The following is a 25,376-nucleotide window of genomic DNA, read 5'->3' as shown; positions in this document are numbered from 1 at the left end:
GGCTTTTTTATTTTTTCCGCAATGAATCAGGATGGTTATGGCAGGCAGGATCCCCCAATCCTTTATCGACGATCTGCTCGTTCGCACAGACATAGTCGAGCTGATCGACTCGCGAGTGCGGCTGAAAAAAGCCGGTAAGAACTACCAGGCTTGCTGCCCTTTCCATAACGAAAAAAGTCCCTCTTTTACCGTCAGCCAAGAGAAACAGTTCTATCACTGTTTCGGTTGTGGTGCCCACGGCAATGCCATCGGTTTTGTCATGGAGTATGACGGCCTCGAATTTCCCGATGCCATCGAAGAACTCGCCAGCACGCAAGGCATGCAGGTACCTCGCGAACAGAGCATTGGCGGCTCGGCCAATAGCCAGCCGGCCGTCAGCAAAGACCTCTTTGAGCTGATGAACCAGATCGCCCGTTTCTACGAGAGCAATCTCAAGAGCGCTCCCCATGCGGTGGAGTACCTCAAAGGCCGCGGTCTGACCGGTGAAGTGGTCAAACGATTCAACATTGGCTACGCCCCCAGTGACTGGGATCAGGTGCGCCGCCGCTTTGGCGCCAGCCGGGATCACGAACAGCTGCTCATCTCGGGCGGCATGCTGATCACCCGTGACAATGGCCCGGGCAGCTATGATCGCTTTCGCGACCGCATCATGTTCCCGATCCGCGACAAGCGCGGCCGGGTCATCGGTTTTGGTGGCAGGGTGCTGGGTGACGGCACCCCCAAGTACCTGAACTCGCCAGAAACCCCCATCTTCCATAAAGGGCGTGAGCTGTTTGGCCTCTATGAAGTGAAACAGGCACATAAGGATCCGCGCCGGATCCTGGTGGTGGAAGGCTACATGGATGTGGTGGCGCTCGGTCAGTACGACATCGACTATGCGGTAGCTGCGCTGGGTACTGCGACAACCAGCGACCATATCCACACCTTGTTTCGCACCACAGCCGAGGTGGTCTGCTGCTACGATGGCGATAAAGCCGGACGTGAAGCCGCCTGGCGAGCGCTGGATAACGCCCTCTCCCATCTGCAGGATGGCCGCGAGCTGAAGTTCGTGTTCCTGCCGGATGGCGAAGATCCCGACTCGCTGGTACGCCAGATTGGCAAGGAGGGCTTCGAAGCCCTGCTCAATGAGGCCCAGCCGTTCGCTGACTTCATGTTCGAACGTCTCGGGCGAGATGCGGCTCTCAGCGGTGAGGCTGGCAAGTTCGAAGTGGCCAACAAGGCCGCCGAGCTTATTCGCCGGGTACCGGAAGGGTTTACCCGCGAAGGCTTGATCACCCGCCTCTCCAGCATGATGCGCTGGGGCGAGAACAAACAGCGTATCGCCGAGCTCTTTGCCCGCAACAGCCAGCCCAAAGCCGAGGTCAACAAACCCAAGGCAGTCAAGCTGACGCCGTTGCGCCGTGCGCTAGCGCTGATGGTGCAATATCCGGCCGTGACGGCCGAACTGCCCCCCATGCCAGAATTGGTCGGACTGCGTGTACAAGGGATCAAGTTCCTGCTGCAACTGCACCAGCAAATCCTGGCACAACCAGCCATCACCACAGGTATCTTGCTGGAACACTGGCGTGGCACCAAGGAGGGCGAGATCCTCGCTCAGCTGGCCATGCACGATCTGTTCGAAGAGGTCCGGCTTGACCAGGAACCCGATATTCTGGGCGAGTTACAGGATACCTTCGTCGGCTTCATCAACCAGTTTCTGAAACAAAGAATCGAAGAATTACAGGCCAAAGTGGCTCAGGAAGGACTAAGCTCCGATGAAACCCAAGAGTTGATGATGCTGATCAGAGAGGTACAAATTGAGAAAAGAAATGAGGGTGGGGCTTGATATTTGAGTGGTTAGCCCCAATATGGATAACGTTGCCCGAAACGACGGGATGAAAAGCAAAATTTTTATAACCGCCTGGCCCCGACAATACTGCGGGCAGGGGTTTCTCACGACCGACGCCGCAACCAGACATAGCATGTCTGGCGGTTTTCTATTAGAATTGGCTATTTGCGCAGCAGTACACCGTACGCGTAACCTAGCATCACCAACCGGATGAGTTCTATGGAGCAAACCCCGCAGTCTCAGCTTAAACTCCTCGTTGCCAAAGGTAAAGAACAGGGCTACCTGACCTATGCCGAGGTGAACGATCACCTCCCGCAAGACATTGTCGATTCAGACCAGATCGAAGACATCATCCAGATGATCAACGATATGGGCATTCAAGTGGTTGAAAACGCTCCGGATGCCGATGACCTTATCATGGCTGAAGGTGGTACCGCCGATGAGGACGCTGCCGAAGCAGCGGCCCAGGCACTGGCATCTGTTGAATCTGAGATTGGTCGTACGACCGATCCCGTCCGCATGTATATGCGGGAAATGGGTACCGTCGAACTGCTGACCCGTGAAGGCGAAATCGACATCGCCAAACGGATCGAAGACGGTATCAATCAGGTACAAAGCTCTGTTGCAGAGTACCCTGAAGCAATTACCTATCTGCTCGAACAGTACGACAAGTACGAAGCCGAGCAGTTGCGTCTCTCTGACATCATCTCAGGCTTTATCGATCCTAACGAAACCGAAGATGTGGCGCCTACTGCCACCCATATCGGCTCTGAACTCAGCGAAGATGATCTGGCTGATGAGGACGAGGAAGAGGACGAAGATGAAGACGAGGATGGCGACAACTCGGATGATGAAGGTGACAGTGGCCCGGATCCGGAAGTCGCTCGCGAGAAGTTTGGCGAGCTGCGCGCCCAGTATGAGGTAACCCGCCTCTCCATTCAGAAGAATGGCCGTGCGCACGAAGATACCCAGGCTGCCATCGCTCAGCTGGCCGATGTATTCCGTCAATTCCGCCTGATGCCCAAGCAGTTCGATCGCTTGGTCAACAACATGCGCGAAATGATGGAGCGCGTCCGCGTGCAGGAACGTATCATCCTGAAACTCTGCGTTGAGCAGGCCAAGATGCCGAAGAAAACCTTCGTCGCTGCCTTCACTAACAACGAGTGTGATAGTGCCTGGTTTGAGTACCAGAAGCAGGCTGGTAAAGCCTGGTCTCCCCGTCTGGTCGAGATGGCTGAAGACGTGCTGCGCGCCATCGGCAAACTGCAGCAGATCGAAGAAGAGACCGGTCTGTCGATTGCCCAGATCAAGGATATCAACCGTCGCATGAGCATCGGTGAGGCAAAAGCCCGCCGAGCGAAGAAAGAGATGGTTGAAGCCAACTTGCGTCTGGTTATCTCTATCGCCAAGAAGTACACCAACCGTGGTCTGCAGTTCCTGGATCTGATCCAGGAGGGCAACATCGGTCTGATGAAGGCGGTAGACAAGTTTGAATACCGTCGTGGCTACAAGTTCTCGACCTATGCCACCTGGTGGATCCGTCAGGCCATTACCCGCTCCATCGCGGATCAGGCTCGTACCATCCGTATCCCGGTACACATGATCGAGACCATCAACAAGCTCAACCGTATCTCCCGTCAGATGCTGCAGGAGATGGGTCGTGAACCGAACCCGGAAGAGCTGGCTATGCGCATGGGTATGCCGGAAGACAAGATCCGCAAGGTTCTGAAAATCGCCAAGGAGCCCATCTCCATGGAGACGCCGATCGGTGATGATGAAGATTCCCACTTGGGTGACTTCATCGAAGATACCACTCTTGCTCTGCCAGCGGATGCGGCGACCAGCGAAAGCCTGCGTAACGCCACTCGCGACGTACTGGCAGGTCTTACTGCCCGTGAGGCCAAGGTACTGCGGATGCGCTTTGGTATCGACATGAACACTGACCACACCCTTGAGGAAGTGGGCAAGCAGTTCGATGTCACCCGTGAGCGTATTCGTCAGATTGAAGCCAAGGCACTGCGTAAACTGCGCCACCCGAGCCGCTCGGAAGTGCTGCGCAGCTTCCTGGACGAATAGTCCTGACCTGCCCTGTCAAAGCCCCGCCATGCGGGGCTTTATTTTATCCGCTATCAGCTCCTCTACCGGTTCAACACCTTGTATCCAACTGCTTATTTAGTCGCCAAGTGGTTGATCTGCCTATAGACTGCCCTTTCCTCTTACCCTATAATCCTCGCCGCTAAACGCACAATTTGGCCCCTTAGCTCAGTTGGTCAGAGCAGTCGACTCATAATCGATTGGTCGTCGGTTCAAGTCCGCCAGGGGCCACCAAATTAGAAAAGGCCGCTCATCATGAGCGGCCTTTTTACATCTGCCATCCGGGCAATTGCCATTGATGACACCATAGAAAAGACCCGCCATTGGCGGGTCTGGGCAGGGTCCGGATCAGGCGCCTCAATCAGAGGGATCGCAAGGAGCCTAATGCTGAGCCTCAGGTCTGCTCGTTGCTGCTCTGGATGGATGAGCGACGCCCGATGGCAGGCAGCATCCGGGTGACCAGATTGCTGCGCTGACGCCAGGAGGTGAACACAATGGCCAGCAGGTGCAGGCCAATCAGCCCCTGCAACACCAATACACACCACTCATGCCACTCGTCAGCCCCCAGTTCAAAACCCATCTCGGTATTTTGAAACCAGCCGCTGCCAGCGGTGGCCAGCACCACCAGCCAGAGCGCCCACACAGCCAGCTTGCCGCTGCCGTGATGACCCGGAGCCGGAGGCTGCCGCTCACGCATCTCACGCGCCTGCTGGCGAAAATCATCGCCACCGGGAATGAGGGCGCCCAGACGGGCATGGCCGCTGGCAAAGGTCAGGCCCCACAACAGCCGCAGGGTGATCAGGGCAATGGCACCGTAACCCAGCCACTCGTGCCACTGCTCCCCCGCTTCGTTAACCCAGAGGTTGCCGATGCAGACTGCAGCCACCCCCCAGTGGGTCAGGCGAACCAGCGCATCCCAGCGAAAAGGCTCACCCTTTCTGCTTGGCATATTTGTGGTACTCCTTCTTCAGGTCGTTGACCTTGGCCAAATGTTCGCGCGCCTTAGCCTCATCACCCGCCTTGAGTGCGGCCAGGCTGGCGTCCAGCTCGGTCTGTACCTCGTTCATCCCTTCAAGGAACTTCTCTTTCTTGGCAGCCGGCATGTTCTTCTGTTTGGCTACGTCCAGCTGGGCCTTCATCTCGTTGATGTGCTTCTCCATGGTGGCAGCATCATCAGCCTTGACGGCCTGCTTGTAGTTGAAGCCAATCTTCTTCATCGGCTGCTCCAGATCTCCCGCCACGGCAGGCAGGGTCATCAGGCCAAACATCAGGGGCAGCAGCAGGGGGCGAACGGTTTTCAACATGGGATTTCCTTATTTATAACGACATGCTCGAATTGTTAGGGGTACTAATGAATCCAGACAGCAATTCATCAACAGCATAATGCCATGACTCATAGTGAAGAGTTTGTGAAAGATGCTGTTTTTTGTGGCAAATAGTGACAGGTATGCCTCGTTTGTTTGCACTTGGTAACTGATTGAACGCCGGTGATGCACGGCAAGATGATGGTTGATGCCGACTGACGGAGACAAAAAACCCCGCCGTAGCGGGGTCTGGATCAGCTGGCCAATGGCTTGCGTCAGTTACTCCTGTTCGCGAGCAATGGCGCGCCAGCCGATATCCTTGCGGTAGAAGACGCCATCCCACTTGATACGACCAGCGAGCTGATAGGCACGCTGCTGGGCTTCTGCAACTGTGTGGCCGAGGGCGGTAGCGCACAGCACGCGGCCACCCTGGGTCAGGCTGGTATCGCCCTCCAGCCGGGTACCGGCATGGAACACCTTCTCGCCAGCCACCTCATCCACCGGCAAGCCGCTGATGGGGTGATTGGTGCTGTAATCGCCGGGATAACCCCCCGCCGCCAGCACCACGCCGATGGCGGCACGGGGATCATAGATGGCCTCTTTCTGATCCAGCTTGCCCTCGCAAGCGGCCAGGCAGAGTTCCACCAGATCGGACTGCATCCGCAGCATGATGGGCTGGGTCTCGGGATCGCCGAAGCGGCAGTTGAACTCGATCACCTTGGGGTTGCCTGCGCCGTCGATCATCAGACCGGCGTAGAGGAAGCCGGTGTAGACGTTACCTTCGGCCGCCATGCCGCGCACGGTCGGCATGATCACCTGCTCCATCACCTTTTTATGCACGTCGGCAGTCACTACCGGTGCTGGCGAGTAAGCCCCCATGCCACCGGTGTTGAGGCCGGTATCGCCGTCGCCAACCCGCTTGTGATCCTGACTGGTCGCCATCGGCAGCACGTGCTCGCCGTCCACCATGACGATGAAGCTCGCCTCTTCGCCGTCCAGAAACTCTTCTATCACCACTCGGGAGCCCGCTTCACCAAACGCATTGCCGGAGAGCATGTCGCGCACAGCATCTTCTGCTTCCTGCAAGGTCATGGCGACAATCACCCCCTTGCCCGCCGCCAGACCATCGGCCTTGATGACGATGGGGGCGCCCTTCTCGCGCAGATAGGCAAGCGCAGGCTCCACCTCGGTGAAGTTCTGGTAGTCGGCAGTCGGAATAGCGTGACGGGCCAGGAAGTCCTTGGTGAAGGCCTTGGAGCCTTCCAGCTGGGCGGCGGCAGCGGTCGGGCCGAAGATGGGCTGACCGGCGGCGCGGAAGGCATCTACCACCCCTTTGACTAGCGGTGCTTCCGGCCCGACGATGGTGAGGCCAATGCGCTTCTCTTTGGCAAAGGCCAGCAGCCCTTCGATATCGGTCGCCTCGATGGCAACGTTCTCGACACCCGGCTCAAGCTGGGTACCCGCATTGCCCGGTGCCACGAAGACGTGGCGTACCAGTGGGGAGTGTTTGGCCTTCCAGGCCAGGGCGTGTTCGCGGCCACCGTTGCCAATGATCAGTACTTTCATCGTATCGCTCGCTTCTATTTGTGGTCACCAGGCGGCCTCTCGGGCCGTCAGCCAGTGGCAATAGTCAGTTGAAAAGAGACAACAAAAGGGCCGCCATCGGCAGCCCCTGACCCATCAATGACGGAAATGGCGCATGTTGGTGAACACCATGCACATGCCGTGCTCGTTGGCGGCGTCGATCACCTCCTGATCGCGCATCGAGCCACCCGGCTGGATCACGCAGGAGATACCGGCCTGCGCGGCAGCATCGATACCGTCGCGGAACGGGAAGAAGGCATCGGACGCCATCACGGAGCCCGCCACAATCAGCCCTTCATCCGCCGCCTTGATACCGGCGATTTTGGCGGAGTAGACGCGGCTCATCTGGCCGGCGCCAACGCCGATGGTCTGGCCATCTTTGGCGTAGACAATGGCATTGGATTTGACGAACTTGGCCACTTTCCAGCAGAACAGCAGATCTTGCAGCTCGGCCTCGGTCGGCTGGCGCTTGCTGACCACGGTCAGGTCACCCAAGGTCACCATGCCGAGATCCCGCTCCTGTACCAGCAGGCCGCCGTTGACGCGCTTGAGGTCAAAGCCTTGCGCTGGAGCCGTCCACTGACCGCACTCCAGCAGACGCACGTTCTGCTTGGCGGCGACCGCGTCGCGGGCCTCCTGACTCACCGTCGGGGCGATGATCACTTCGACAAACTGGCGGGCAACGATGGCTGCCGCAGTGGCGCCATCCAGCTCACGGTTGAAGGCGATGATGCCACCAAAGGCAGAGGTGGGGTCGGTCTGGTAGGCGCGATCGTAGGCACTCAGCAGGTCGTCACCGATGGCCACACCGCAGGGGTTGGCATGCTTGACGATGACGCAGGCCGGTTCGCTGAACTCCTTCACACACTCCAGCGCCGCGTCGGTATCGGCGATGTTGTTGTAGGAGAGCGCCTTGCCCTGCAACTGGGTGGCGCTGGAGACAGAACCCGGCGCGGCATGCTCTTCGGCGTAGAAGGCGGCAGCCTGATGGCTGTTTTCGCCGTAACGCATGTCCTGCTTCTTGATGAACTGGCTGTTGAAGGTGCGTGGGAAGCGGGACTCCTCGTCACCCTCCTTGTTGTCGCCATAGCTAGGTACCATGGTGCCGAAGTAGTTGGCGATCATGCCGTCATAGGCGGCGGTGTGCTCGAAAGCAGCGATGGCCAGATCGAAACGGGTCGCCAGCTTCAGGCTGTTGCCGTCGGCATCCATTTCACGAATAACCCGATCGTAGTCGGCAGCATTGACGACGATGGCGACATCTTTGTGGTTTTTAGCCGCAGAGCGCACCATGGTCGGGCCGCCGATGTCGATGTTCTCGACCGCATCAGCCAGGGTGCAGCCCGCTTTGGCCACTGTCGCGGCGAAGGGGTAGAGGTTGACGACAACCATGTCGATGGGGGAGATAGCGTGCTGGGCCATGATGGCATCATCCTGATCCCGACGGCCGAGGATGCCGCCATGAACCTTGGGATGCAGGGTCTTGACCCGGCCATCCATCATTTCAGGGAAACCCGTGTAGTCGGAGACCTCGGTCACCGGCAGACCCGCCTCGCCAAGCAGCTTGGCGGTACCACCCGTGGAGAGCAGGGCAACACCACGCTCGTTGAGTGCCTTGGCAAATTCCAGAATGCCAGTTTTGTCAGACACACTCAGCAGTGCACGGCGAATGGGTCGAGCTTGTTCCATCACACTATCGTCCTCAACATAACGGGGACCGTTCCATGGGAGGCAAGCGCACTTGGGTCGCACCAAACACAGAGAGTCCCCAAATAAATGGAAGTGGGGGATTTCGCAAACCACTCTCACCCGAATAGTCGTTCAAAGGCAAAGGTGTTTTAAGAAATGCCCGCTTGACGCAGCGCTCTGTTATGGGCGCGTATTCTACACAAAAAATGTGACCTGTGGTGGATTTTTTAAAACTGCAAACCCTTATTTGGCGCGGCGTTAAACGTTTTCCACTTGATTTCCTCGAAACGTTTGTACTTTCAGTGTTTTATGGGAAAAAGGGCAGAAAGGAGACGTTTATCTGCCCCTTTTATGCCCTTGGCTGGCAATCCATTGGCAAAGGGGCGATAGTAGATTCCGGTTTTTGTTGCGGCTATATCCAAGGGGAGAGAGAGCATGTATCGGATCGGTGAACTGGCCAAGGCGTGCGGGGTCAAAGCAGATACCCTGCGTTTTTACGAGAAGAACGGGCTTATCTCACCAGGGATCCGCAACCAATCCGGCTACCGCCTCTACAGCGAACAGGACAGGCGGCGGCTGGAGTTCATCATTCGCGCCAAGTCGGTGGGTTTCTCGCTGGCCGACATCGGCGAACTGCTCGATCTTGATACCAACAAAGCCAGGGTGACCTGTCAGGAGGTGAAAGCGGTGGCCGACACCAAGCTGGCCCAGGTGGAGCAGAAGATCATCGAACTGACCCGCTTTCGCGACAACCTGCGCCAGCTCTCCAACATCTGCTGCGGCGGCCCTCGCTCGGCCGAACACTGCGCCATCCTCGAGACGCTGGAATCTGGCGCCCCGGCCCATCACGAGCATCACAGCCACGACGAGCATGACCCGGTTCACGGCTGACACGGTATGCCTGACCGAGCGAGCCTGACGCAGTGCGGCTGACTCTACGCGCCCGACTCATTGCTCCCGCGGCGATTTGATGACAAAATCGCCGCGTTTTTAACCGGTGCCAGTGCATCCGGTTGCCGGGCGCTAACCTGAACAGGCGCCCGCAGCGAAAACCGCCATCCAGTGACAAGAGTCAACACACCAAGAGCAAAGAAGAGGAGCCATCATGGCCAAGATTCGGGTCGACCAACCCGCCCTCCCCCGTGAGGAGCATACGCAAGGGGGCAACTATGCCCATCAGCGCGGCGAGATAAAGGATAACCATCTGCACGCCCTGCTCTCCGATCCCCTGTTTCGCAGCCGGGTCGAGCGCAACAAGAAGGGCAAGGGGAGTTACCAGCGCAAGGCCAAATTTGGCAAGCGGTGGGAGCCCGGCCAACAGCAGATGATCAGCGTCTGCTGCTGAGCGGGTTTCTACCGACCACAAACAATCAGGGCGCCAATGGCGCCCTGATTGTTTTTACAGAAGAAGCGGTCTGACAACGCCAACTCACCGCCGCAACAGACCGCTCACTCATCCATAAACAGTTCAAGCAACACATTAAGGTAGCGATGGCCGAGGGAGGTAAGTTGCCAGCTGTCACCGAGATCTTCGATCAGCTCCTTGCTCTGGGCGATGGCGAGCACCGTCTCCACCCGCTCCAGCTCCAGACCTGTGTATGCCTCGAACTCCGCCTTGGGGGCCGGTTCGAACAGCCGGAAGCGATTCATAAAGTACTCGAGCGGCAGATCATCTGCAGTCACCTGCCACTGCTCGTCCAGATAGGGGCGACTCTTATCCAGATACCCTTTCGGATGCTTCACCTTGGCGGTGCGCAGGATCTGTTGGTTCGCGAGATCGGTCATCTTACCGTGGGCGCCGCAGCCAATCCCCAGATAGTCACCAAAGCGCCAGTAGTTAAGGTTGTGATGGCACTGGTAGCCCTCTTTGGCATAAGCCGAGATCTCGTATTGGCGATAACCGCTGGCGGTGAGTATGGCGTGGCCCTGTTCGTAGATATCCCACAGGGTGTCATCTTCCGGCAGCCGCGGCGGCTTGGAGGCAAACGCCGTGTTCGGCTCTATGGTGAGCTGATACCAGGAAAGATGCGGCGGTGCGCAGTCGATGGCCTGCTGCAGGTCATAGAGGGCATCATCCAGACTCTGATCCGGCAGACCGTGCATCAGATCGAGATTGAAGGTCGGCAGTTGGATGGCATGGGCCAGTGCAGCGGCTTTGCGCGCCTCTTCCGGGCCATGGATGCGGCCGAGACGGGTCAGCTTTTCCTGCTGGAAGCTCTGCACCCCGATGGAGATGCGGTTGATGCCAGCGCGCTTGAAACCGGCGAACTTGTCCGCTTCCACCGTGCCCGGGTTGGCCTCCATGGTGATCTCGCAATCTGCAGTGAGCGGTATGCGAGCCCGTACCCCATCCAGCAGGGTTTGCATCGCCTCTACCGTCAACAGGCTGGGGGTGCCACCGCCGATAAAGATCGAGGAGAGCGGCCGCCCCTGTGCCCACTTCAGATCCTGATCCAGATCTTCGAGCAGGGCGGCGACATATTCGAGGTGAGGCAGCTCTCCCTTCTGGGCGTGGGAGTTGAAGTCACAATAGGGGCACTTCTGGACGCACCAGGGCACATGAATATAGAGAGAGAGGGGCGGCAGTTGCAGCATGGGACTTCCAATAAAACGGGGGCTCAAGGCCCCCATTGTAGATGACAATACGCGATGGGCGAGGCTGGCAAAAACTCAGTGAGCGGCCAGCGCCGCTTTCAGTTTGGCCAGCGCCTGACCGCGGTGGCTGAGCTGGTTTTTCAGCTCGGCGGGCATCTGGGCAGCGGTGCAGTCGTGATCCGGCACGAAGAACACCGGGTCATAACCAAAGCCGTGTTGACCGTGCGGTTCGTCGATGATCACCCCTTCCCAGCTCGCCTGACAGATGATGGGGGTGGGATCGTCGGCGTGACGCATATAGACCAGCACACACCAGAAGCGGGCACTTTTGAGGTAATCCGGAGCACCCGCAAGCTCGCCCAGCAGCTTTTCAATATTATCCTTGTCGCTGGCATCCGGGCCGGCAAAACGGGCCGAGTAGACACCGGGACGACCGTGCAGCAGATCCACTTCCAGACCCGAGTCATCGGCAACGGCGGGCAGGCCGGTAATGCGGGCGGCGTGGCGGGCCTTGATGATGGCATTCTCGACGAAGGTGGTGCCGGTCTCTTCGGCATCGGAGACTGCAAACTCGCTCTGCGGGATCACCTGGATCTTCATATCGGCCAGCATGGCGGCCAATTCCTTCACCTTTTTCTGGTTCCCTGTTGCCAGGACAAGCTTGTTCATCACGCACCTCCGCAAAAATAATCTGCGCATTCTATGCGGCGCAAGGGTTTAGTAAAAGCGCCAATTCGCGGCGCTAGCCTGACATGTGATGAAGGCCAAGCTCCTGTTAGCCGGTGCTGTGGAATGCATGTTTCCATAGCGGAATAACATAAGTGATAAAATACCATTTCAATTCATTACTGTGAGTCAGTAGACTCGCGCCCCAATCAAATTTCCCCCCACGCCCCGAGGTGACTGATGCCATTGATTCTTTTACTTGTGCTACTGGTGCTGTTCAGTCCGCTGGCCATCGACATCTATTTGCCCGCCATTCCGCAAATGGCCGAGCAGTTGGGCGCCGAAGTGACACTGATGCAGGGCACCATCACCTGGTTCCTGTTCAGCATGGGGCTGGGTCAGCTATTGGTCGGGCCGCTGGCCGATCGCTACGGTCGCAAGCCCATCGCCCTGGGTGGCGTGCTGCTCTATGGCCTGAGCGCACTGGCGGCCGGTTTTGCCGCTAGTCTCGGCGAGCTGATGCTGGCCCGGGTGCTGCAGGGCTTCGGCGCCTGCGCCACCTCGGTGGCCGCTTTCTCGGTGGTGCGTGACAGCTACGGCCCGAAAAAGAGCGGCCAGATGATCTCCTACCTCAATGGTGCCATCTGCTTTATTCCAGCACTGGCGCCCCTGCTCGGTGGCTGGCTCACCGCCAAGGCGGGCTGGTCAGCCAACTTCTGGTTTATGGCCGGTTATGCGGTCATCGTCGGCAGCTGGCTGATGTGGCGGATGCCGGAGACTCGCCCGAACGCAACACGCAGCGAAGGCGCACTGATCAGCTGGTCCCGCTACAGCCCGGTACTGCGCTCCCCCAGCTTTCTGTTCAACGCAGCGCTCTGCATGCTGGCGATGGCAGTGATCCTCGCCTATGTCACTGCTGCACCGGTGCAGCTGATGGTGAAACTGGGGCTGGATATGAGTGGCTTTAGCTACTGGTTTACCGCCAACGCCGCGCTCAACATTCTGGCTTGCTTCATGGCCCCCCGTTTTATCGCCAAGGTGGGGCCAAGACGCACCCTGCGCATCGGCCTGCTGGTATTGCTCCTCTCCGCCATCATACTGACCCTGGCGATGCACATCGAACATCCGCTGGCGATGATGGGGCCGGTGTTCCTCTCCAGCATCGGCTTTGCCATGATTTTGGGCTCTGCCGCCGGGATGGCGCTGGCACCGTTCGGCCACTGCGCCGGTACCGCCGCCGCCCTGCTCGGCCTGTTCCAGATGAGCGGATCCGGCGCGCTGGTTGGCCTGACCGGCTTACTAACAGCAGACCCGCTCAGCCAGCTGGCACTGCACATGTGGCTGCTGCTACCGCCCTTGGTGATGCTGATGACCCGCCGCGGCCGCCGCTTGTGTTTGCAATAAATCCTGTGCTCTGATGGGCACACTCAGGGGGCCAACGGCCCCCTTCTCTTTTGTATCGCCTATACAGCGCATGGCCATCCGACAGCCAGCCTGTGATGGCAACCACACTCACTCGATATCAGCGGAGCACACCCGATGAGTCACTCTCTTAACGCAGCCCTGGTGGGCTATGGCTTTGCAGGCAAGACCTTCCACGCCCCCTTCCTCTCCACCACGCCAGGTTTGTCCCTGAGCTGGGTGGTGAGCCGCGATGCCGCCAAGGTGCAGGCCGATCTGCCCGGCTGCCGGGTCGGTTCGCTGGAACAGGTGTTGGCCGATGACAGCGTCGATCTGGTGGTGATCGCCACCCCCAACGATACCCATGCCCCCCTCGCCCGCCAGGCACTGCTGGCTGGCAAACATGTGGTGATCGACAAGCCGTTTGCACTGGACTTGGCCGAGGCACAAGCACTGGTCGAATTGGCCGAAAAACAGCAGCGACTGCTCAGCATCTTCCACAACCGGCGCTGGGACGGGGATTTTCTCACCGTGCGCCGTCTGCTGGCAGAGGGCACGCTGGGGCAGATCGCCCAGTTCGAGTCACACTTCGATCGCTATCGTCCCGAGGTACGTCAGCGCTGGCGCGAAGCGGGTGGCCCCGGTTCCGGCCTCTGGTTCGATCTCGGCCCTCACGTGCTGGATCAAGCGCTGCAGCTGTTCGGCCAGCCGGACTGGCTGCAGGCCGATCTGGCCGAGCAGCGCCCCGGCGCACTGGCGGACGACTACTTCCACGTGGTGCTGGGCTATGGGAAACGGTATGGCGAGCTGCGGGTGGTACTGCACGGCAGTTGTCTGGTCTCGGCCACCATGCCGCGCTTTGTCATCCACGGCAACAGTGGTTCTTTCGTGAAATTCGGTATGGATGTGCAGGAAGATCAGCTCAAGCAGGGCAAGCGGCCACCGGCAGCGGATTGGGGCGTGGATGGAGAGCCAGGTCAGCTCAGCCGCATTGTCGATGGTCAGTTGCAGCAGCAGAGCGTGGTCGGTGAGTCGGGAGATTATGGCGCTTACTATCGCGGCGTCTGCGCCGCCATCAAGGGCGAAGGGAGCAACCCGGTGCCAGCTGACGAGGCACTGGCGGTAATGGCGCTGCTGGATCTGGCCCGCCAGAGCCACCGTGAGGGAAAACGGCTGCCCTGTCAGAAGCTGTCTGACTAAAGCCTGTTTTCTCACAACTCAGCTGGGGGCAAAATTCAGCCAAAGTGCTAACCGGCAGCCATGAAATGGTGGTTTATTGGGCGTTTTTGCCGTCTTGACGGCATCTTATATTGATATTCGTCGTTGCAGTGGTGCTTTTCATCCACGGCACGAAAAAATGTCATTGTGATATCCGTTTTCATTGGTCACTAATGGGGCTATATTTCGCGCGCTCTCTGCCGCCCGGCCTCTTTTTTCAATACCGGGTCACAGCGGGCGCTGTGATGGTTGCACAGACCATCTCTCCATCTTTTTTTGAGGGTATGCACATGAACAAAGTACTGGTAGCCGGTATCCTGGGTCTGATGTTGACCGCTTGTGGTCAGAAAGAAGAGAAAGCTGCCGCTCCTGCTGCTGCTCCGGCCGCCGAAGTTGCTGCAACTGTAGAAAAAGCCGCTAGCGAAGCCACCTCTACTGTAGAGAAGGCCACCTCCGAAGCGACTGCAACCGTAGAAAAAGCTGCCGCTGACGTAGCTACCAAGGTTGAAGCTGCAGTGAGCGATGCCAAGGCTAAATAAGCCTGCACCTCATTCGAAGATGGGTCCGAAGGCAACTTCGGGCCCGTTTTTTTTATCTGTTGATCAGGACTCGGGATTAATGAGGGAGGTGAGGATGTGATCCTCCCAGCGGCCATTGATCATCAGATACTCGCGCGCGAACCCTTCCCGCTCGAAACCGAGCCGCTCCAGCAGCGCGCCGCTGCGCTGGTTCACCGGCATATAGCAGGCCATGATCCGGTGCAGGCCATGCTCCCGAAACAGATAGTCGATACCCGCAGATAGCACTTCCCGCATTATCCCCTGCCCCTGCTGTTGCTGGTCGATGGCGTAGCCCAGATGACACGCCTTGAAGACGCCCATCAGAATATTGCTGAAATTGCAGGTGGCGATTACCCGCTCCCCTGTCGGATCCAGCGCCACCAGACTGACGCCAGTGCCGTTGAAGAACTGGCTGTAACTGTCCTGCAGCCGGGCATGCCAGTAAGAGAGGGTATAAAAGTGCTCGTCCCGCAATGGCTCCCAAGGGGCGAGATGAGCGCGGTTACGCCGGTAGAAGTCGAGCATCATGGGGGCCTGATCCGGCGACAGTATGGTCAGATGGCTACGGGCCGTCTTGATATGTGGCAGCACCATCATATCTCCCTCTGACTTAGCCACTCATCGCGCAACAGGCTGTAGTGAGCGTGGTCCACAATCCGGTTGCCCAACCGCTCTGCGCGCCGGGTCACCCCCTCCTGCTGCATGCCGAGCCGTTCACAGACGGCTCTGCTGGGCTCGTTATCGGTAGCAGCGCTGATCTCCACCTTCTCCATCCCCATCTCCTCAAAGGCGTGATGGATCAAGGCCTGACAGGCCCGGGTGATGATGCCGTTGCCCTGCCAGCGCTCCGCCAGCCAGTAACCGATAACCACCTTGCCAAGATCGTGATCGATGCTGTTGTAACCGATGACACCCACCACCTCCCCCTGATACTCGATGGCAGTGGTGAGCCCCTCGCCCCGGGCAAACTTCTCGATGGCACTGCGAATGAAGAGGGCGCTGTCGACGGGGCGCTGGATCAGCGGCGGCCAGGGCAGCCACTGGGAGAGGTACTCCCGGTTGTTATTGCAGAGGGCAAACAGTTCGCTCGCCATATCGGGCTGCAAGAAGAGCAGTGCAAGCTCATCGTCCAACTGCCATGAAAACATGGGATTCTCCTTTCAAATCAGTGTTCAAATAGCGAACCAGCCACCCAATGTAGCCAATTGCTACTGGTCACGCCAACCACTTTTAGCGCGATCTTCCGGCAGATCCCGCAGAGGGTGGCAGCGCAAGTTTGCGCCTCCCTCAAAAGAGAAAGGGGAGTGACTGAAACAGGATGATGCTCTCCACATGATGCCGACGAATGCCCCCAAGAGGCACTTTGGCAGATCCTGCTACCCCTTTGTGCTGCGCTGTCACATTTGACAGGGGGCACTTTCCCTCACCGGCACTAGCTTCAAAGCGCCCGACCATGGGTCGGTTCATCAACCTCATCGATTTAAGGAAAGAAGAGATGAATAAAATTTATCTGGCCGTTGTGCTGGCCTGCTGGGGAGGCGCCGCACTGGCAGCGCAAGAAGTAGAGATCAACGTAACGGCAAACGGCATCCGGGCCATGACCGGCCTCAGTGCCGCGAGCGGCACCCTGCAGCTGGAAGATGGCGAGTTTCGTCAGGTGCGGGTGGTCAAACTGCCCAACGGACAGCAGCGGATCCGCTACGAGCAGGTCTGGAACGGCATCCCGGTGATGGGTCAGGGGGTAGTGACTGACAAGAGCCTGAACGGCCAACTGCAACAGGCCAGCGGGCGCATGCTGCGCCAGATCGATCAGGATGTGGCAAGCCCGGCCACCACTCTCTCGCCACAGGATGCCGCCAGCAAGGCCAAGGCGGGCAGCAAGGGGAGCAACGAGCAGGTCAAACTCTACGTGATGCAGGACGAGAACGGGCTGGCCCGGCTGGTCTATCAGGTCTCCTTCATCGCGGAAGGTGACAAGCCGAGCCGCCCCTTCGTCATTCTCGATGCCCAGAGCGGTGAAGAGCTCAAACGCTGGGAGGGGATCAACCACAAGGACGCCAGCGGCCCCGGGGGCAACATCAAGACCGGCAAATACTTCTATGGCACTGACTTTGGCCCGCTGATAGTCGATGACAACTGCCGGATGACCAGCCCCAACGTCGATACCATCAACCTCAACCACGCCACCACAGGCGGTACCATCCACCAGTTCACCTGCCCGGAAAACCGGGTCAAGGAGATCAACGGCGCCTACTCGCCCCTCAACGACGCCCACTACTTCGGCAACGTGGTGTTCGACATGTACCGCAACTGGTACAACACGGCACCATTGACCTTCAAACTGAAGATGCGGGTTCACTACAGCAAGAATTACGAGAACGCCTTCTGGGATGGCAGCCAGATGACCTTTGGTGACGGCGCCACCACCTTCCACCCGCTGGTGAGCCTGGATGTGGCAGCCCACGAAGTGAGCCACGGCTTCACAGAACAGAACTCCGGGCTGGTTTACTCGGGACAATCCGGTGGCATCAACGAGGCCTTCTCCGACATGGCAGGGGAAGCGGCCGAGTTCTACATGAAGGGGAGCAACGACTGGCTGGTCGGCGCCCAGATCTTCAAGGGCAACGGCTCCCTGCGCTACTTCGAGGATCCAACCCGGGATGGCAACTCCATCGGTCATGCGGCCGATTATCAGGAGGGGATGGATGTACACCACAGCTCCGGGGTCTACAACCGCGCCTTCTACCTGCTCGCCACCAGCAGCGGCTGGAACACCCGCAAGGCGTTTGAAGTGTTCGTGCTGGCCAACCGCCTCTACTGGGGCGCCAACACCAACTACCAGCAAGGGGCCTGTGGCGTCAGCCGGGCGACCGCCGATCTGGGTTACAGCCAGGCGGATGTAGCGCGCGCCTTCCAGACCGTCGGGGTCGATGCCAGCTGCGGCACCACGCCGCCACCGAGCGACAACGTGCTGCAAAACGGCGTGCCGCTGAGCAACCTCGCCGCCAGCAAGGGAGGCAAGCTCAACTACACCCTGACCGTACCGGCGGGCACCAAGTCACTGCAGATCAATAGCAGCGGCGGCACCGGTGATGCCGACCTTTACGTCCGCTTTGGCAGCGCCCCCACTAGCAGCAGTTACGACTGCCGTCCCTACCAGGGTGGCAATAACGAAAGCTGCTCATTCACCAATCCCAAGGCGGGCACCTGGCATGTGCAGCTGTCAGGGTTTGCAGCGTTCAGTGGCGTGACCCTCAAGGCCAGCTACTGAGTCATCCGGTGCGGGCATTGTCCCGCACCTTTCTACTCATTACGCCAGCGTTTGGCCAGCGAACGAGCGGTGGCCAGCACAGCTTCCCGGGCCGGATTGGGCCGTTTTCCGCCGCGCCAGGCCATCATCACGTCCCAGTGATCCTGCGGCAAATTACGCACATCGAGCCTGACCAGTCGACCCACCTCCAGATCCCGCTTGATGGCCAGCTCCGGCATCAGGGTGATAAAACCGTGCTCCAGCGCCAGATCCCGCGCCGCACTGGCGGGCTGCACCGCATGCAGGGGGCTTGCCGCCCGCCGCAGTCGCCGCAACTGCTGGATAAAGGAATCACAACCGGGGCCCCACACCTGGGGTGCCAACCGCTGATCGGCGATATCCTGCAGGGTCAGACCCGGGCGCCCCGCCAGTGGGTGCAGTGGCGAGGCGATAGCAATGATGGGGGAACAACAGAGCAGCTCCATCTGCAGGCCTGCAACCGGCGGACACTTGAGCACAAAGCCGATATCGGTCACCCCGGTCAATAACTCTTGCATGATGACCCCGGAGTGATCCGTGGTGCAGCGGATCTCGAACGCCTCGTCCACCAGCTCCATCAACAAGGAACCGAATACCACAGCGGTGAGGGAGGGTAAGCTGGCAAGACGGATGCAAGGCAAGGCTGGTGCCCCCTGCAGTGCCAGTCGCCCCTCATTCAGGGTGGCCAGTGCCGAACGGGCCGATGGCAGAAACTGCTCGCAGGCACGGGTCGGCGTCACCCCGCGCCGATGGCGCTGAAACAGCGGCGACCCGAGACTGAGTTCGAGCTGGGCAATGCGTTGGCTGACCAGTGGCTGCGACCAACTACGAATAGCCGCTGCCTGACTAAAACTGCCCAGCTCGGCGACATCCAGCAGCAGTTGCAGATCGTCCAGATCCATAGACATAAATAATCCTGATATGAAATATAGGTAGTTGTCGTCTACCACTATATCTAAACCCTCTCCAGAATGAAGGTATCTGTTAATGAGAGGGCGTTATGGTCGATAGGGCAAGGTTTTGGGGACGCTGGTTTCTGGCATTGGATACCACCCTGGTGATCCTAGGGTTCTTTGTGGTGATGCCGATGATCAGTCTGCGCTTCGTCGATCAGCTAGGCTGGGCGGCCGGTCTGGTGGGGCTGGCTCTTGGTCTGCGTCAGCTGACCCAGCAGGGGCTGGGGATCTTCGGTGGTTCACTGGCTGACCGCTTCGGGGCCCGCCCGCTCATCGTCACCGGCATGCTGTTGCGGGCGGTGGGCTTCGCCACCCTGGCTTGGGCCGACAGCGGCGCCATGCTGATCTTCTCCTGTTTTCTATCCGGCCTCGGCGGCTGCCTGTTCGACCCGCCACGGGCAGCGCTGGTGATCAAGTTCACCCGCCCCCGTGAACGGAGCCGCTTTATCTCCCTGCTGATGATGCTCGAAAGCGCAGGAGCCGTGACCGGCGCGCTGCTCGGCAGCTGGCTGCTGCGCTTCGACTTCACCTATGTCTGCCTGCTGGGGGCCGGGCTCTTCACTTTGGCCGCCCTGTGCAACTGGACCCTGCTGCCCGCCTACCGCATCTCCGTCAAACCGACCCCGATGCGGGAAGGGCTCGGCAAGGTACTGGCGGATCGCGCCTTCTGCCGGCTGGTGCTGATCCTGAGCGGCTATTACATGCTGTGGGTGCAGGTGATGCTGATCTTCCCGATCCTGGTCAAGCAACTGGCCGGCACCACCACGGCGGTAGGCTGGATGTACAGCCTCGAAACAGCGCTGTCGCTGGCACTGCTCTACCCCATCGCCCGTTTCAGTGAGCGGCGCTATCGGCTGGAGAGCCGACTGATGGCCGGTATCCTGCTGATGACGGTGGGGATCGGGCTGGTCGCGTTTGTCAGCACCCTCTCCGGCATCTTCGTACTGCTGGCCTGCTTCTATCTGGGGATCATCATCTGTGAACCGGCGCGGGAGACCCTGATGACCAAGCTCGCCAACCCCAATGCCCGTGGCAGCTACATGGGCTTCAGCCGCCTCGGGCTGGCGCTGGGAGGCATGACCGGCTATGTGGGCGGCGGCTCCCTCTATGACTTCTCGCTGCAACAGGGACAACCGGCCCTGCCCTGGCTGGTGCTGGGCACCATTGGCGTTGCCACCATGCTGCTGCTCGCCCGCTGCTTCTCCCGCCGCCCGGAACTGGCCATCAGAGCCGCCGCCTGACGAACCACCTTGCCTGCGGCAGCCCCTCTTGGCTGCCGTTCGCCATTGGTGCAACCATGGCGTTAAAAAGGTTGCGCATTACAACCTTCATACTATATTGGTTGTCATGCACAACTAAAAAGGAACCCACGATATGGATCCCCGTCCCCTGCGCGCCCTGTCGCGCGATCTGGTCCGCGAACTCGGCATGCTCTCCCAGCAGTGCGGCAATCTGGCCCTCACCCCCATCGAAGCTCACCTGCTGATCGAGCTGGAAAACGCCCCTGCCACCAACCAGCAGCTGGCAGAAAAACTGCACATCGACAAATCCAATGCCAGCCGCCCGCTGGCACGCCTCGCCGAGCGGGAGCTGATCAGCTGGCACCCGCACCCCTCCGACGGGCGTAGCAAGGAGGCTCGCCTCACCGTACACGGCCAGGCCATGCTGTTGACCTTGCACCTGGAGATGGACGCTGCGATGGAGGAGATGCTGGCGCAGTTGAGCCTGCCCGAGCGGGAACAGCTGTGGCAAGGGTTGCGGCTCTATCGCAGCGCCCTCTCCCGCGCCCGCCGCCAGCAGGGTTACCAGATCCGCCCCATCACGGCGGCGGACAATCCCCAGATCGCCATGGTGATCCGCGCCGTATCGGCCGAATATGGCCTCACCGCCGACAAGGGCTATGGGGTCTCGGATCCCAATCTCGACACCCTCTCCCAAAGCTATCAGGGGGAGAAGAGCCGCTACTGGGTTATCGAAGGACCCGATGGCACCATTCTCGGCGGGGGCGGTATCGCACCGCTGGCGGGGGAAGAGGATCAGGTCTGCGAACTGCAGAAGATGTACTTTATGCCCGCCCTGCGCGGATTGGGCCTTGGCAAGCGGCTGGTCTTGCAGGCGATCGATGAGGCGCGGGCACTCGGCTATCAACGCTGCTATCTGGAGACCACAGAGGTGCTGCGGGAAGCCACCAGCCTCTATGAATCACTGGGCTTTGTACACCTGCCCAGCCCACTCGGCTGCACCGGCCACGGAGATTGCGAGATCTGCATGGTGATAGATCTGAAAGAAAGGAACGCGCCATGAACAAGCCGACACACCACCTCACGGGCATCCACAATGTCAGCTTCGGTGAGCGGGTAAAACTGGTTGAACCCGTCAATCTCTACGGCTGCACTCTGGCTGACGATGTCTTTATCGGCCCCTTCGTGGAAGTACAGGCCAACGTCACCATTGGCTGCGCAACCAGAGTCCAGTCGCACACCTTTATCTGCGAGCATGTCACCATCGGGGAGGAGTGCTTTATCGGCCACGGGGTAATGTTTGCCAACGATCTGTTCAAAAGTGGTACCCCCGACCCGGACTCGTCCCACTGGGGCCAAACCATCATTGAGGATGAGGTCTGCATCGGTTCCAATGCCACCATTTTGCCGGTACGCATCTGCCGGGGCGCCGTCATCGGTGCCGGAGCCGTCGTCACCCGAGACATCACTGTACCTGGCACCTATGCTGGCAACCCAGCCCGATTGCTACGCACTTTCTAACCATCGACGCTACTCCCCCCCCAACCCTTCTCCCGTAAGGAGAGAAGGGGGCCATACAGGACATCTGTTGATAGCCCACGAGCCCGATAACCTCACATCGCGGCCACTGACTCGAGCCGCTCTTCCCTAAAGAGCGGCTCGCCATTCACCACATAGATAGCGACAAAAACACCTGTCACACCCCAACCAGCTGGGTATAGTGATCAAAGGCGGTTACCTTTTCATATCCCTCTGATTCATAAAGTAATTTAGCATGATGGTTGGATACAGCAGTCGCCAATTTGACGGTCAGGGCATCCGTCTCCCCGGCAAAGCTGGCCACCCGTTTTAGAAGTGCTCTTGCCACCCCCTGCTGGCGAGCTGACTCGGCCACATAGAGATCATTGAGGTACCACATCCTTTTCATCGCGACTGAAGAGAATGCCGGATACAACTGGACGAAACCTGTACACTCTCCCGCCTCGTTCCACGCCAGAAAGATGACTGAATCGGCAACGTCAAGACGTGCCCTAATGAATCTGATTGCTTCACCACTGTCAGGCGCTTGCCCATAGAACTGCCGGTAGGCATCAAACAGACGGCTGGTTTCTTCAAGATGGGCCAACGTGGCCTGGAAAATCTGCATGTCATCTCCTTGCGACCCTTCCTTATACGTGCTCGTGCAATCGGATGAGGCCGTATGGCAAATACAGTGTCGAGTTTATGAGGGGAAATAGAACCAAGCGGTCTTGATAAGACCATCCTCCACCTCGAACACCGCCACGCTTTCAATGGGCTCAGGGGAGAGACCATAAATCAGCTCGTGATCGAACACCTTGTTGCCGAGCAGAGTTCGGGCAACAAGCTCGGCCTTGAGCAAAGGGTTGTTGAAACGATGAGCGGCATAGAAGGCCCGCAGAGCCTCCCTGCCGTCAAGGGAAGGGGTTTCGGTCGGCATCCGGTAGCCTTTGAAATCTTCGGCAAAGCAGGCCACAAACGCGTCGATGTCGTGGGCATTGTAGGCCTCAAACTGTGCCTCGATGGGCTGGGTAATGGACATCCTTATCTCCTCTTTTGAAAACAAAATCATTTATCCTATTTTTTTATTCAGTAATCAATCTCCAGGTAGCTATCGCCTTGCCAGCCTGCATGCAATGCCCTTATTGCCGCCATTCCCCTTTACTGCGGCAGCGCCACTACTCGGAATCGCTCCTGTACCAGCGTGGCTTGCTCATCAAATTCTCTTCCTTCCGCCTTCATCTCGCGCTCGAAGAAGGCCTTATGAGCCTCGCGCCACCAAGCCAGAGAGCCATCGCCCTCCCCTTCCTCGGCGGCAAACGCAGCATCAACCTCATCGAATGGGCACAAGGTGACCGAGACTATTTCAACCAGCGCCTTGGGCAGACCACTCCAGTCGGTTACCACCAGCAAGTCCCCCTGTTCCGGTATCCGCTCGCCCTTCTCCAGATACCAGTAAGCGAGGCTACAGGTCGCTCGCTTGCGTCCTGCTACCACCAGCGCGGCACAGAGGTTGGCATTGTGTTCATCAGCACAGAAGTAGTCCGCTGAGACATGACGAGCCCGTGCTGCCACCGGCAGGGATAACAGATAACGCTCAGCCAGAGCCGAGCAGGCAGGATTCATCGATTCAACCATCACCTCTCCTTGATGCATAAAAAAATCCCGCCATCTGGCGGGATTTGGTAAGCAGTATCAGTGCTCGCGAGTCTGGCGGAACTCCACGTCGGGGTGGCGCTCCTGAGCCAGGCGCAGGTTGACCATGGTCGGGGCGATATAGGTGAGGTTGTCACCGCCATCGAGGGCCAGGTTGACCTCGTTCTTGCGCTTGAACTCTTCGAACTTCTTGACGTCGGTCCCTTCCACCCAGCGGGCGGTGGAGACGTTGACCGCCTCGTACAGGGCTTCGACGTTGTACTCGCTCTTCAGGCGCGAAACTACCACGTCAAACTGCAGCACACCGACCGCACCCACGATCAGATCGTTGCTGATCAGCGGACGGAACACCTGCACGGCGCCCTCTTCGGAGAGCTGAACCAGCCCCTTGAGCAGCTGCTTCTGCTTGAGCGGATCGCGCAGGCGGATGCGGCGGAACAGTTCCGGGGCGAAGTTCGGGATACCGGTGAACTTGAGATCCTCACCCTGGGTGAAGGTGTCGCCGATCTGGATGGTGCCGTGGTTGTGCAGACCAATGATGTCACCGGCACAGGCTTCCACCGCCTGCTCGCGGTCACCGGCCATAAAGGTGACGGCATCGGAGATGTTCACATCCTTGCCGATCCGCACATGGCGCATCTTCATGCCCTTGCTGTAAGTGCCTGACACGATTCGCATAAAGGCAATACGGTCGCGGTGCTTCGGGTCCATGTTCGCCTGGATCTTGAATACGAAGCCGGAGAATTTCTCCTCGGTCGCAGCAACTTCACGGCTCTCGGCCTTGCGCGGCATCGGGGACGGTGCCCAGTCAGTCAGACCATCCAGCATGTGGTCAACACCGAAGTTGCCCAGTGCAGTACCGAAGAACACCGGAGTCATCTCGCCAGCGATAAAAGCCTCGTGATCGAACTCGGGAGAGGCACCCTGCACCAGCTCCAGTTCGCCACGCAGCTGGGCGGCCAGGTCTTCGCCAATGGCAGCGTCAAGCTCGGGGTTATGCAGCCCCTTGACTACCCGCTTCTCCTGAATCGTGTGGCCCTGACCAGTCTGATAGAGATAGGTCTCGTCCTTGTAGAGGTGATAGACACCCTTGAAGGATTTACCACAGCTGATCGGCCAGGTAATGGGGGCGCACATGATCTTCAGCTCGCGCTCCACCTCATCCATCACTTCCATCGGGTCGCGTACTTCGCGGTCCATCTTGTTCATGAAAGTCAGGATCGGGGTGTCACGCAGCCGGGTCACTTCCATCAGCTTGCGGGTCCGGTCTTCAACACCCTTGGCGGCGTCGATCACCATCAGGCAGCAATCCACAGCGGTGAGAGTACGGTAGGTATCTTCAGAGAAGTCCTCGTGACCCGGGGTGTCGAGCAGGTTGACCAGGCAGTTGGAGTAGGGGAACTGCATCACCGAGGTAGTGATGGAGATACCACGCTGCTTCTCCATCTCCATCCAGTCGGATTTGGCGTGCTGGCCCGAACCACGGCCCTTGACGGTACCGGCGCGCTGAATGGCCTGTCCGAACAGCAGGACTTTTTCGGTGATGGTGGTTTTACCCGCATCCGGGTGCGAAATGATCGCAAAAGTGCGTCTCTTGGAGACTTCACTCAGAAATTCAGCTGACATAATTCAACGTTCTTCTATTGAGCGGTAGCATCAGCCACCGTGGGAATAAATCCGGAATGCCGCTCACGGCACATGTATACGCAACGAAGCCACGCCAGCTGGCGTTTTGCCAACCTGGTGGAAAGAGGGAGGAGGGCTGCGTTACATGGGT

Annotated in this window: 24 protein-coding genes and 1 tRNA gene; 12 read left to right on the top strand and 13 right to left on the bottom strand. The window is 58.9% G+C overall.

The genetic code is table 11. The features are described from left to right. Positions 1-37 precede the first annotated feature (37 nt). The 3 genes from dnaG to BN1135_RS20465 all read left to right on the top strand — a co-directional run bounded on the left by dnaG (position 38) and on the right by BN1135_RS20465 (position 4,156). Entirely contained in the window at positions 38-1,825 is a 1,788-nt protein-coding gene (gene dnaG / locus BN1135_RS20475; protein ID WP_042024462.1) for a DNA primase, read from the top strand. Between the two features lie 222 nt (positions 1,826-2,047). After that, complete coding sequence (gene rpoD / locus BN1135_RS20470; protein WP_042024428.1) at positions 2,048-3,904, top strand: RNA polymerase sigma factor RpoD; 1,857 nt, start codon at positions 2,048-2,050, stop codon at positions 3,902-3,904. A gap of 175 nt (positions 3,905-4,079) precedes the next feature. Beyond that, positions 4,080-4,156: transfer RNA gene (locus BN1135_RS20465), tRNA-Ile, on the top strand. A 160-nt stretch (positions 4,157-4,316) separates the two neighbouring features. On the opposite strand, the gene BN1135_RS20460 is transcribed toward BN1135_RS20465, so the two are convergent. From BN1135_RS20460 to purH, 4 genes are all read right to left on the bottom strand, one after another. After that, positions 4,317-4,871: a cytochrome b/b6 domain-containing protein gene (locus tag BN1135_RS20460; RefSeq protein ID WP_042024427.1), complete on the bottom strand. Its 555-nt coding sequence runs from the start codon at positions 4,869-4,871 to the stop codon at positions 4,317-4,319. After that, positions 4,852-5,226 (bottom strand): cytochrome b562, encoded by a 375-nt coding sequence (locus tag BN1135_RS20455; RefSeq protein ID WP_005349056.1) that lies wholly within the window; start codon positions 5,224-5,226, stop codon positions 4,852-4,854. Before BN1135_RS20455 ends, BN1135_RS20460 begins: the two co-directional genes overlap by 20 nt. A 279-nt stretch (positions 5,227-5,505) precedes the next feature. Then, entirely contained in the window at positions 5,506-6,792 is a 1,287-nt protein-coding gene (purD, locus tag BN1135_RS20450) for a phosphoribosylamine--glycine ligase (protein ID WP_042024426.1), read from the bottom strand. A gap of 114 nt (positions 6,793-6,906) precedes the next feature. Further along, on the bottom strand, positions 6,907-8,499 hold the full coding sequence (gene purH, locus BN1135_RS20445) for a bifunctional phosphoribosylaminoimidazolecarboxamide formyltransferase/IMP cyclohydrolase (RefSeq protein WP_042024425.1): 1,593 nt from the start codon (positions 8,497-8,499) through the stop codon (positions 6,907-6,909). Between the two features lie 435 nt (positions 8,500-8,934). Here purH and zntR point away from each other — a divergent pair, with 435 nt between their 5' ends. Both zntR and BN1135_RS20435 read left to right on the top strand, forming a co-directional pair. Beyond that, positions 8,935-9,390, top strand: coding sequence for a Zn(2+)-responsive transcriptional regulator (gene zntR, locus BN1135_RS20440; RefSeq protein ID WP_042024424.1), 456 nt, complete (start codon positions 8,935-8,937; stop codon positions 9,388-9,390). Positions 9,391-9,604: 214 nt separating this feature from the next. Further along, the gene (locus BN1135_RS20435) at positions 9,605-9,844 is read left to right on the top strand and encodes an alternative ribosome-rescue factor A (RefSeq protein ID WP_042024423.1); all 240 of its coding nucleotides are present in this window, start codon (positions 9,605-9,607) and stop codon (positions 9,842-9,844) included. Between the two features lie 104 nt (positions 9,845-9,948). Here the strand turns inward: BN1135_RS20435 and hemW are convergent, their stop codons facing one another. Together hemW and rdgB are read right to left on the bottom strand one after the other, a co-directional pair. Next, positions 9,949-11,094 carry a radical SAM family heme chaperone HemW gene (gene hemW / locus BN1135_RS20430; RefSeq protein ID WP_042024422.1) on the bottom strand — a complete coding sequence of 382 codons (1,146 nt, stop codon included), beginning with the start codon at positions 11,092-11,094 and terminating at the stop codon, positions 9,949-9,951. Positions 11,095-11,169: 75 nt separating this feature from the next. Next, positions 11,170-11,763 (bottom strand): RdgB/HAM1 family non-canonical purine NTP pyrophosphatase, encoded by a 594-nt coding sequence (gene rdgB / locus BN1135_RS20425; protein WP_042024421.1) that lies wholly within the window; start codon positions 11,761-11,763, stop codon positions 11,170-11,172. A 237-nt stretch (positions 11,764-12,000) separates the two neighbouring features. Here rdgB and BN1135_RS20420 point away from each other — a divergent pair, with 237 nt between their 5' ends. The 3 genes from BN1135_RS20420 to BN1135_RS20410 all read left to right on the top strand — a co-directional run bounded on the left by BN1135_RS20420 (position 12,001) and on the right by BN1135_RS20410 (position 14,918). Further along, positions 12,001-13,164 carry a multidrug effflux MFS transporter gene (locus BN1135_RS20420; protein WP_042024419.1) on the top strand — a complete coding sequence of 388 codons (1,164 nt, stop codon included), beginning with the start codon at positions 12,001-12,003 and terminating at the stop codon, positions 13,162-13,164. A gap of 135 nt (positions 13,165-13,299) precedes the next feature. Then, positions 13,300-14,361 carry an oxidoreductase gene (locus BN1135_RS20415; protein WP_042024416.1) on the top strand — a complete coding sequence of 354 codons (1,062 nt, stop codon included), beginning with the start codon at positions 13,300-13,302 and terminating at the stop codon, positions 14,359-14,361. A gap of 308 nt (positions 14,362-14,669) precedes the next feature. Next, positions 14,670-14,918 carry a hypothetical protein gene (locus tag BN1135_RS20410; RefSeq protein WP_042024461.1) on the top strand — a complete coding sequence of 83 codons (249 nt, stop codon included), beginning with the start codon at positions 14,670-14,672 and terminating at the stop codon, positions 14,916-14,918. A 63-nt stretch (positions 14,919-14,981) separates the two neighbouring features. Here the strand turns inward: BN1135_RS20410 and rimJ are convergent, their stop codons facing one another. Continuing rightward, on the bottom strand, positions 14,982-15,533 hold the full coding sequence (gene rimJ / locus BN1135_RS20405; RefSeq protein WP_042024412.1) for a ribosomal protein S5-alanine N-acetyltransferase: 552 nt from the start codon (positions 15,531-15,533) through the stop codon (positions 14,982-14,984). After that, a complete protein-coding gene (locus tag BN1135_RS20400) occupies positions 15,533-16,087 on the bottom strand; it encodes a GNAT family N-acetyltransferase (protein WP_042024410.1) in 555 nt (184 codons plus the stop codon). The genes rimJ and BN1135_RS20400 overlap by 1 nt, the downstream gene beginning before the upstream one ends. A gap of 347 nt (positions 16,088-16,434) precedes the next feature. Between BN1135_RS20400 and BN1135_RS20395 the strand changes: the two genes are divergently transcribed. Continuing rightward, positions 16,435-18,210: a M4 family metallopeptidase gene (locus BN1135_RS20395; protein WP_042024406.1), complete on the top strand. Its 1,776-nt coding sequence runs from the start codon at positions 16,435-16,437 to the stop codon at positions 18,208-18,210. 32 nt (positions 18,211-18,242) lie between these two features. Here the strand turns inward: BN1135_RS20395 and BN1135_RS20390 are convergent, their stop codons facing one another. After that, positions 18,243-19,136 (bottom strand): LysR family transcriptional regulator, encoded by an 894-nt coding sequence (locus tag BN1135_RS20390; RefSeq protein ID WP_042024402.1) that lies wholly within the window; start codon positions 19,134-19,136, stop codon positions 18,243-18,245. Between the two features lie 92 nt (positions 19,137-19,228). Between BN1135_RS20390 and mdtH the strand changes: the two genes are divergently transcribed. From mdtH to BN1135_RS20375, 3 genes are all read left to right on the top strand, one after another. Then, positions 19,229-20,425, top strand: a complete 1,197-nt coding sequence (gene mdtH, locus BN1135_RS20385; protein ID WP_042024401.1) for a multidrug efflux MFS transporter MdtH — start codon at positions 19,229-19,231, stop codon at positions 20,423-20,425. Positions 20,426-20,558: 133 nt separating this feature from the next. After that, the gene (locus BN1135_RS21860) at positions 20,559-21,488 is read left to right on the top strand and encodes a bifunctional helix-turn-helix transcriptional regulator/GNAT family N-acetyltransferase (protein ID WP_042024398.1); all 930 of its coding nucleotides are present in this window, start codon (positions 20,559-20,561) and stop codon (positions 21,486-21,488) included. Continuing rightward, a complete protein-coding gene (locus tag BN1135_RS20375; RefSeq protein ID WP_042024397.1) occupies positions 21,485-21,946 on the top strand; it encodes an acyltransferase in 462 nt (153 codons plus the stop codon). Before BN1135_RS21860 ends, BN1135_RS20375 begins: the two co-directional genes overlap by 4 nt. A gap of 175 nt (positions 21,947-22,121) precedes the next feature. Here the strand turns inward: BN1135_RS20375 and BN1135_RS20370 are convergent, their stop codons facing one another. From BN1135_RS20370 to prfC, 4 genes are all read right to left on the bottom strand, one after another. Beyond that, the gene (locus BN1135_RS20370) at positions 22,122-22,571 is read right to left on the bottom strand and encodes a GNAT family N-acetyltransferase (protein ID WP_042024395.1); all 450 of its coding nucleotides are present in this window, start codon (positions 22,569-22,571) and stop codon (positions 22,122-22,124) included. 75 nt (positions 22,572-22,646) lie between these two features. Next, positions 22,647-22,985 (bottom strand): nuclear transport factor 2 family protein, encoded by a 339-nt coding sequence (locus BN1135_RS20365; protein ID WP_042024393.1) that lies wholly within the window; start codon positions 22,983-22,985, stop codon positions 22,647-22,649. 119 nt (positions 22,986-23,104) lie between these two features. Then, on the bottom strand, positions 23,105-23,581 hold the full coding sequence (locus BN1135_RS20360) for an ASCH domain-containing protein (RefSeq protein WP_082186854.1): 477 nt from the start codon (positions 23,579-23,581) through the stop codon (positions 23,105-23,107). A 57-nt stretch (positions 23,582-23,638) separates the two neighbouring features. Further along, positions 23,639-25,228, bottom strand: a complete 1,590-nt coding sequence (gene prfC / locus BN1135_RS20355; protein ID WP_101317961.1) for a peptide chain release factor 3 — start codon at positions 25,226-25,228, stop codon at positions 23,639-23,641. Between the last annotated feature and the right edge of the window lie 148 nt (positions 25,229-25,376).

The sequence above is a fragment of the Aeromonas sobria genome, assembly GCF_000820145.1.
Classification (GTDB): domain Bacteria; phylum Pseudomonadota; class Gammaproteobacteria; order Enterobacterales; family Aeromonadaceae; genus Aeromonas; species Aeromonas sobria.
The sequence above is the reverse complement of the archived record's forward strand: the minus strand, read 5'-3'. Positions and strand labels throughout refer to the sequence as shown.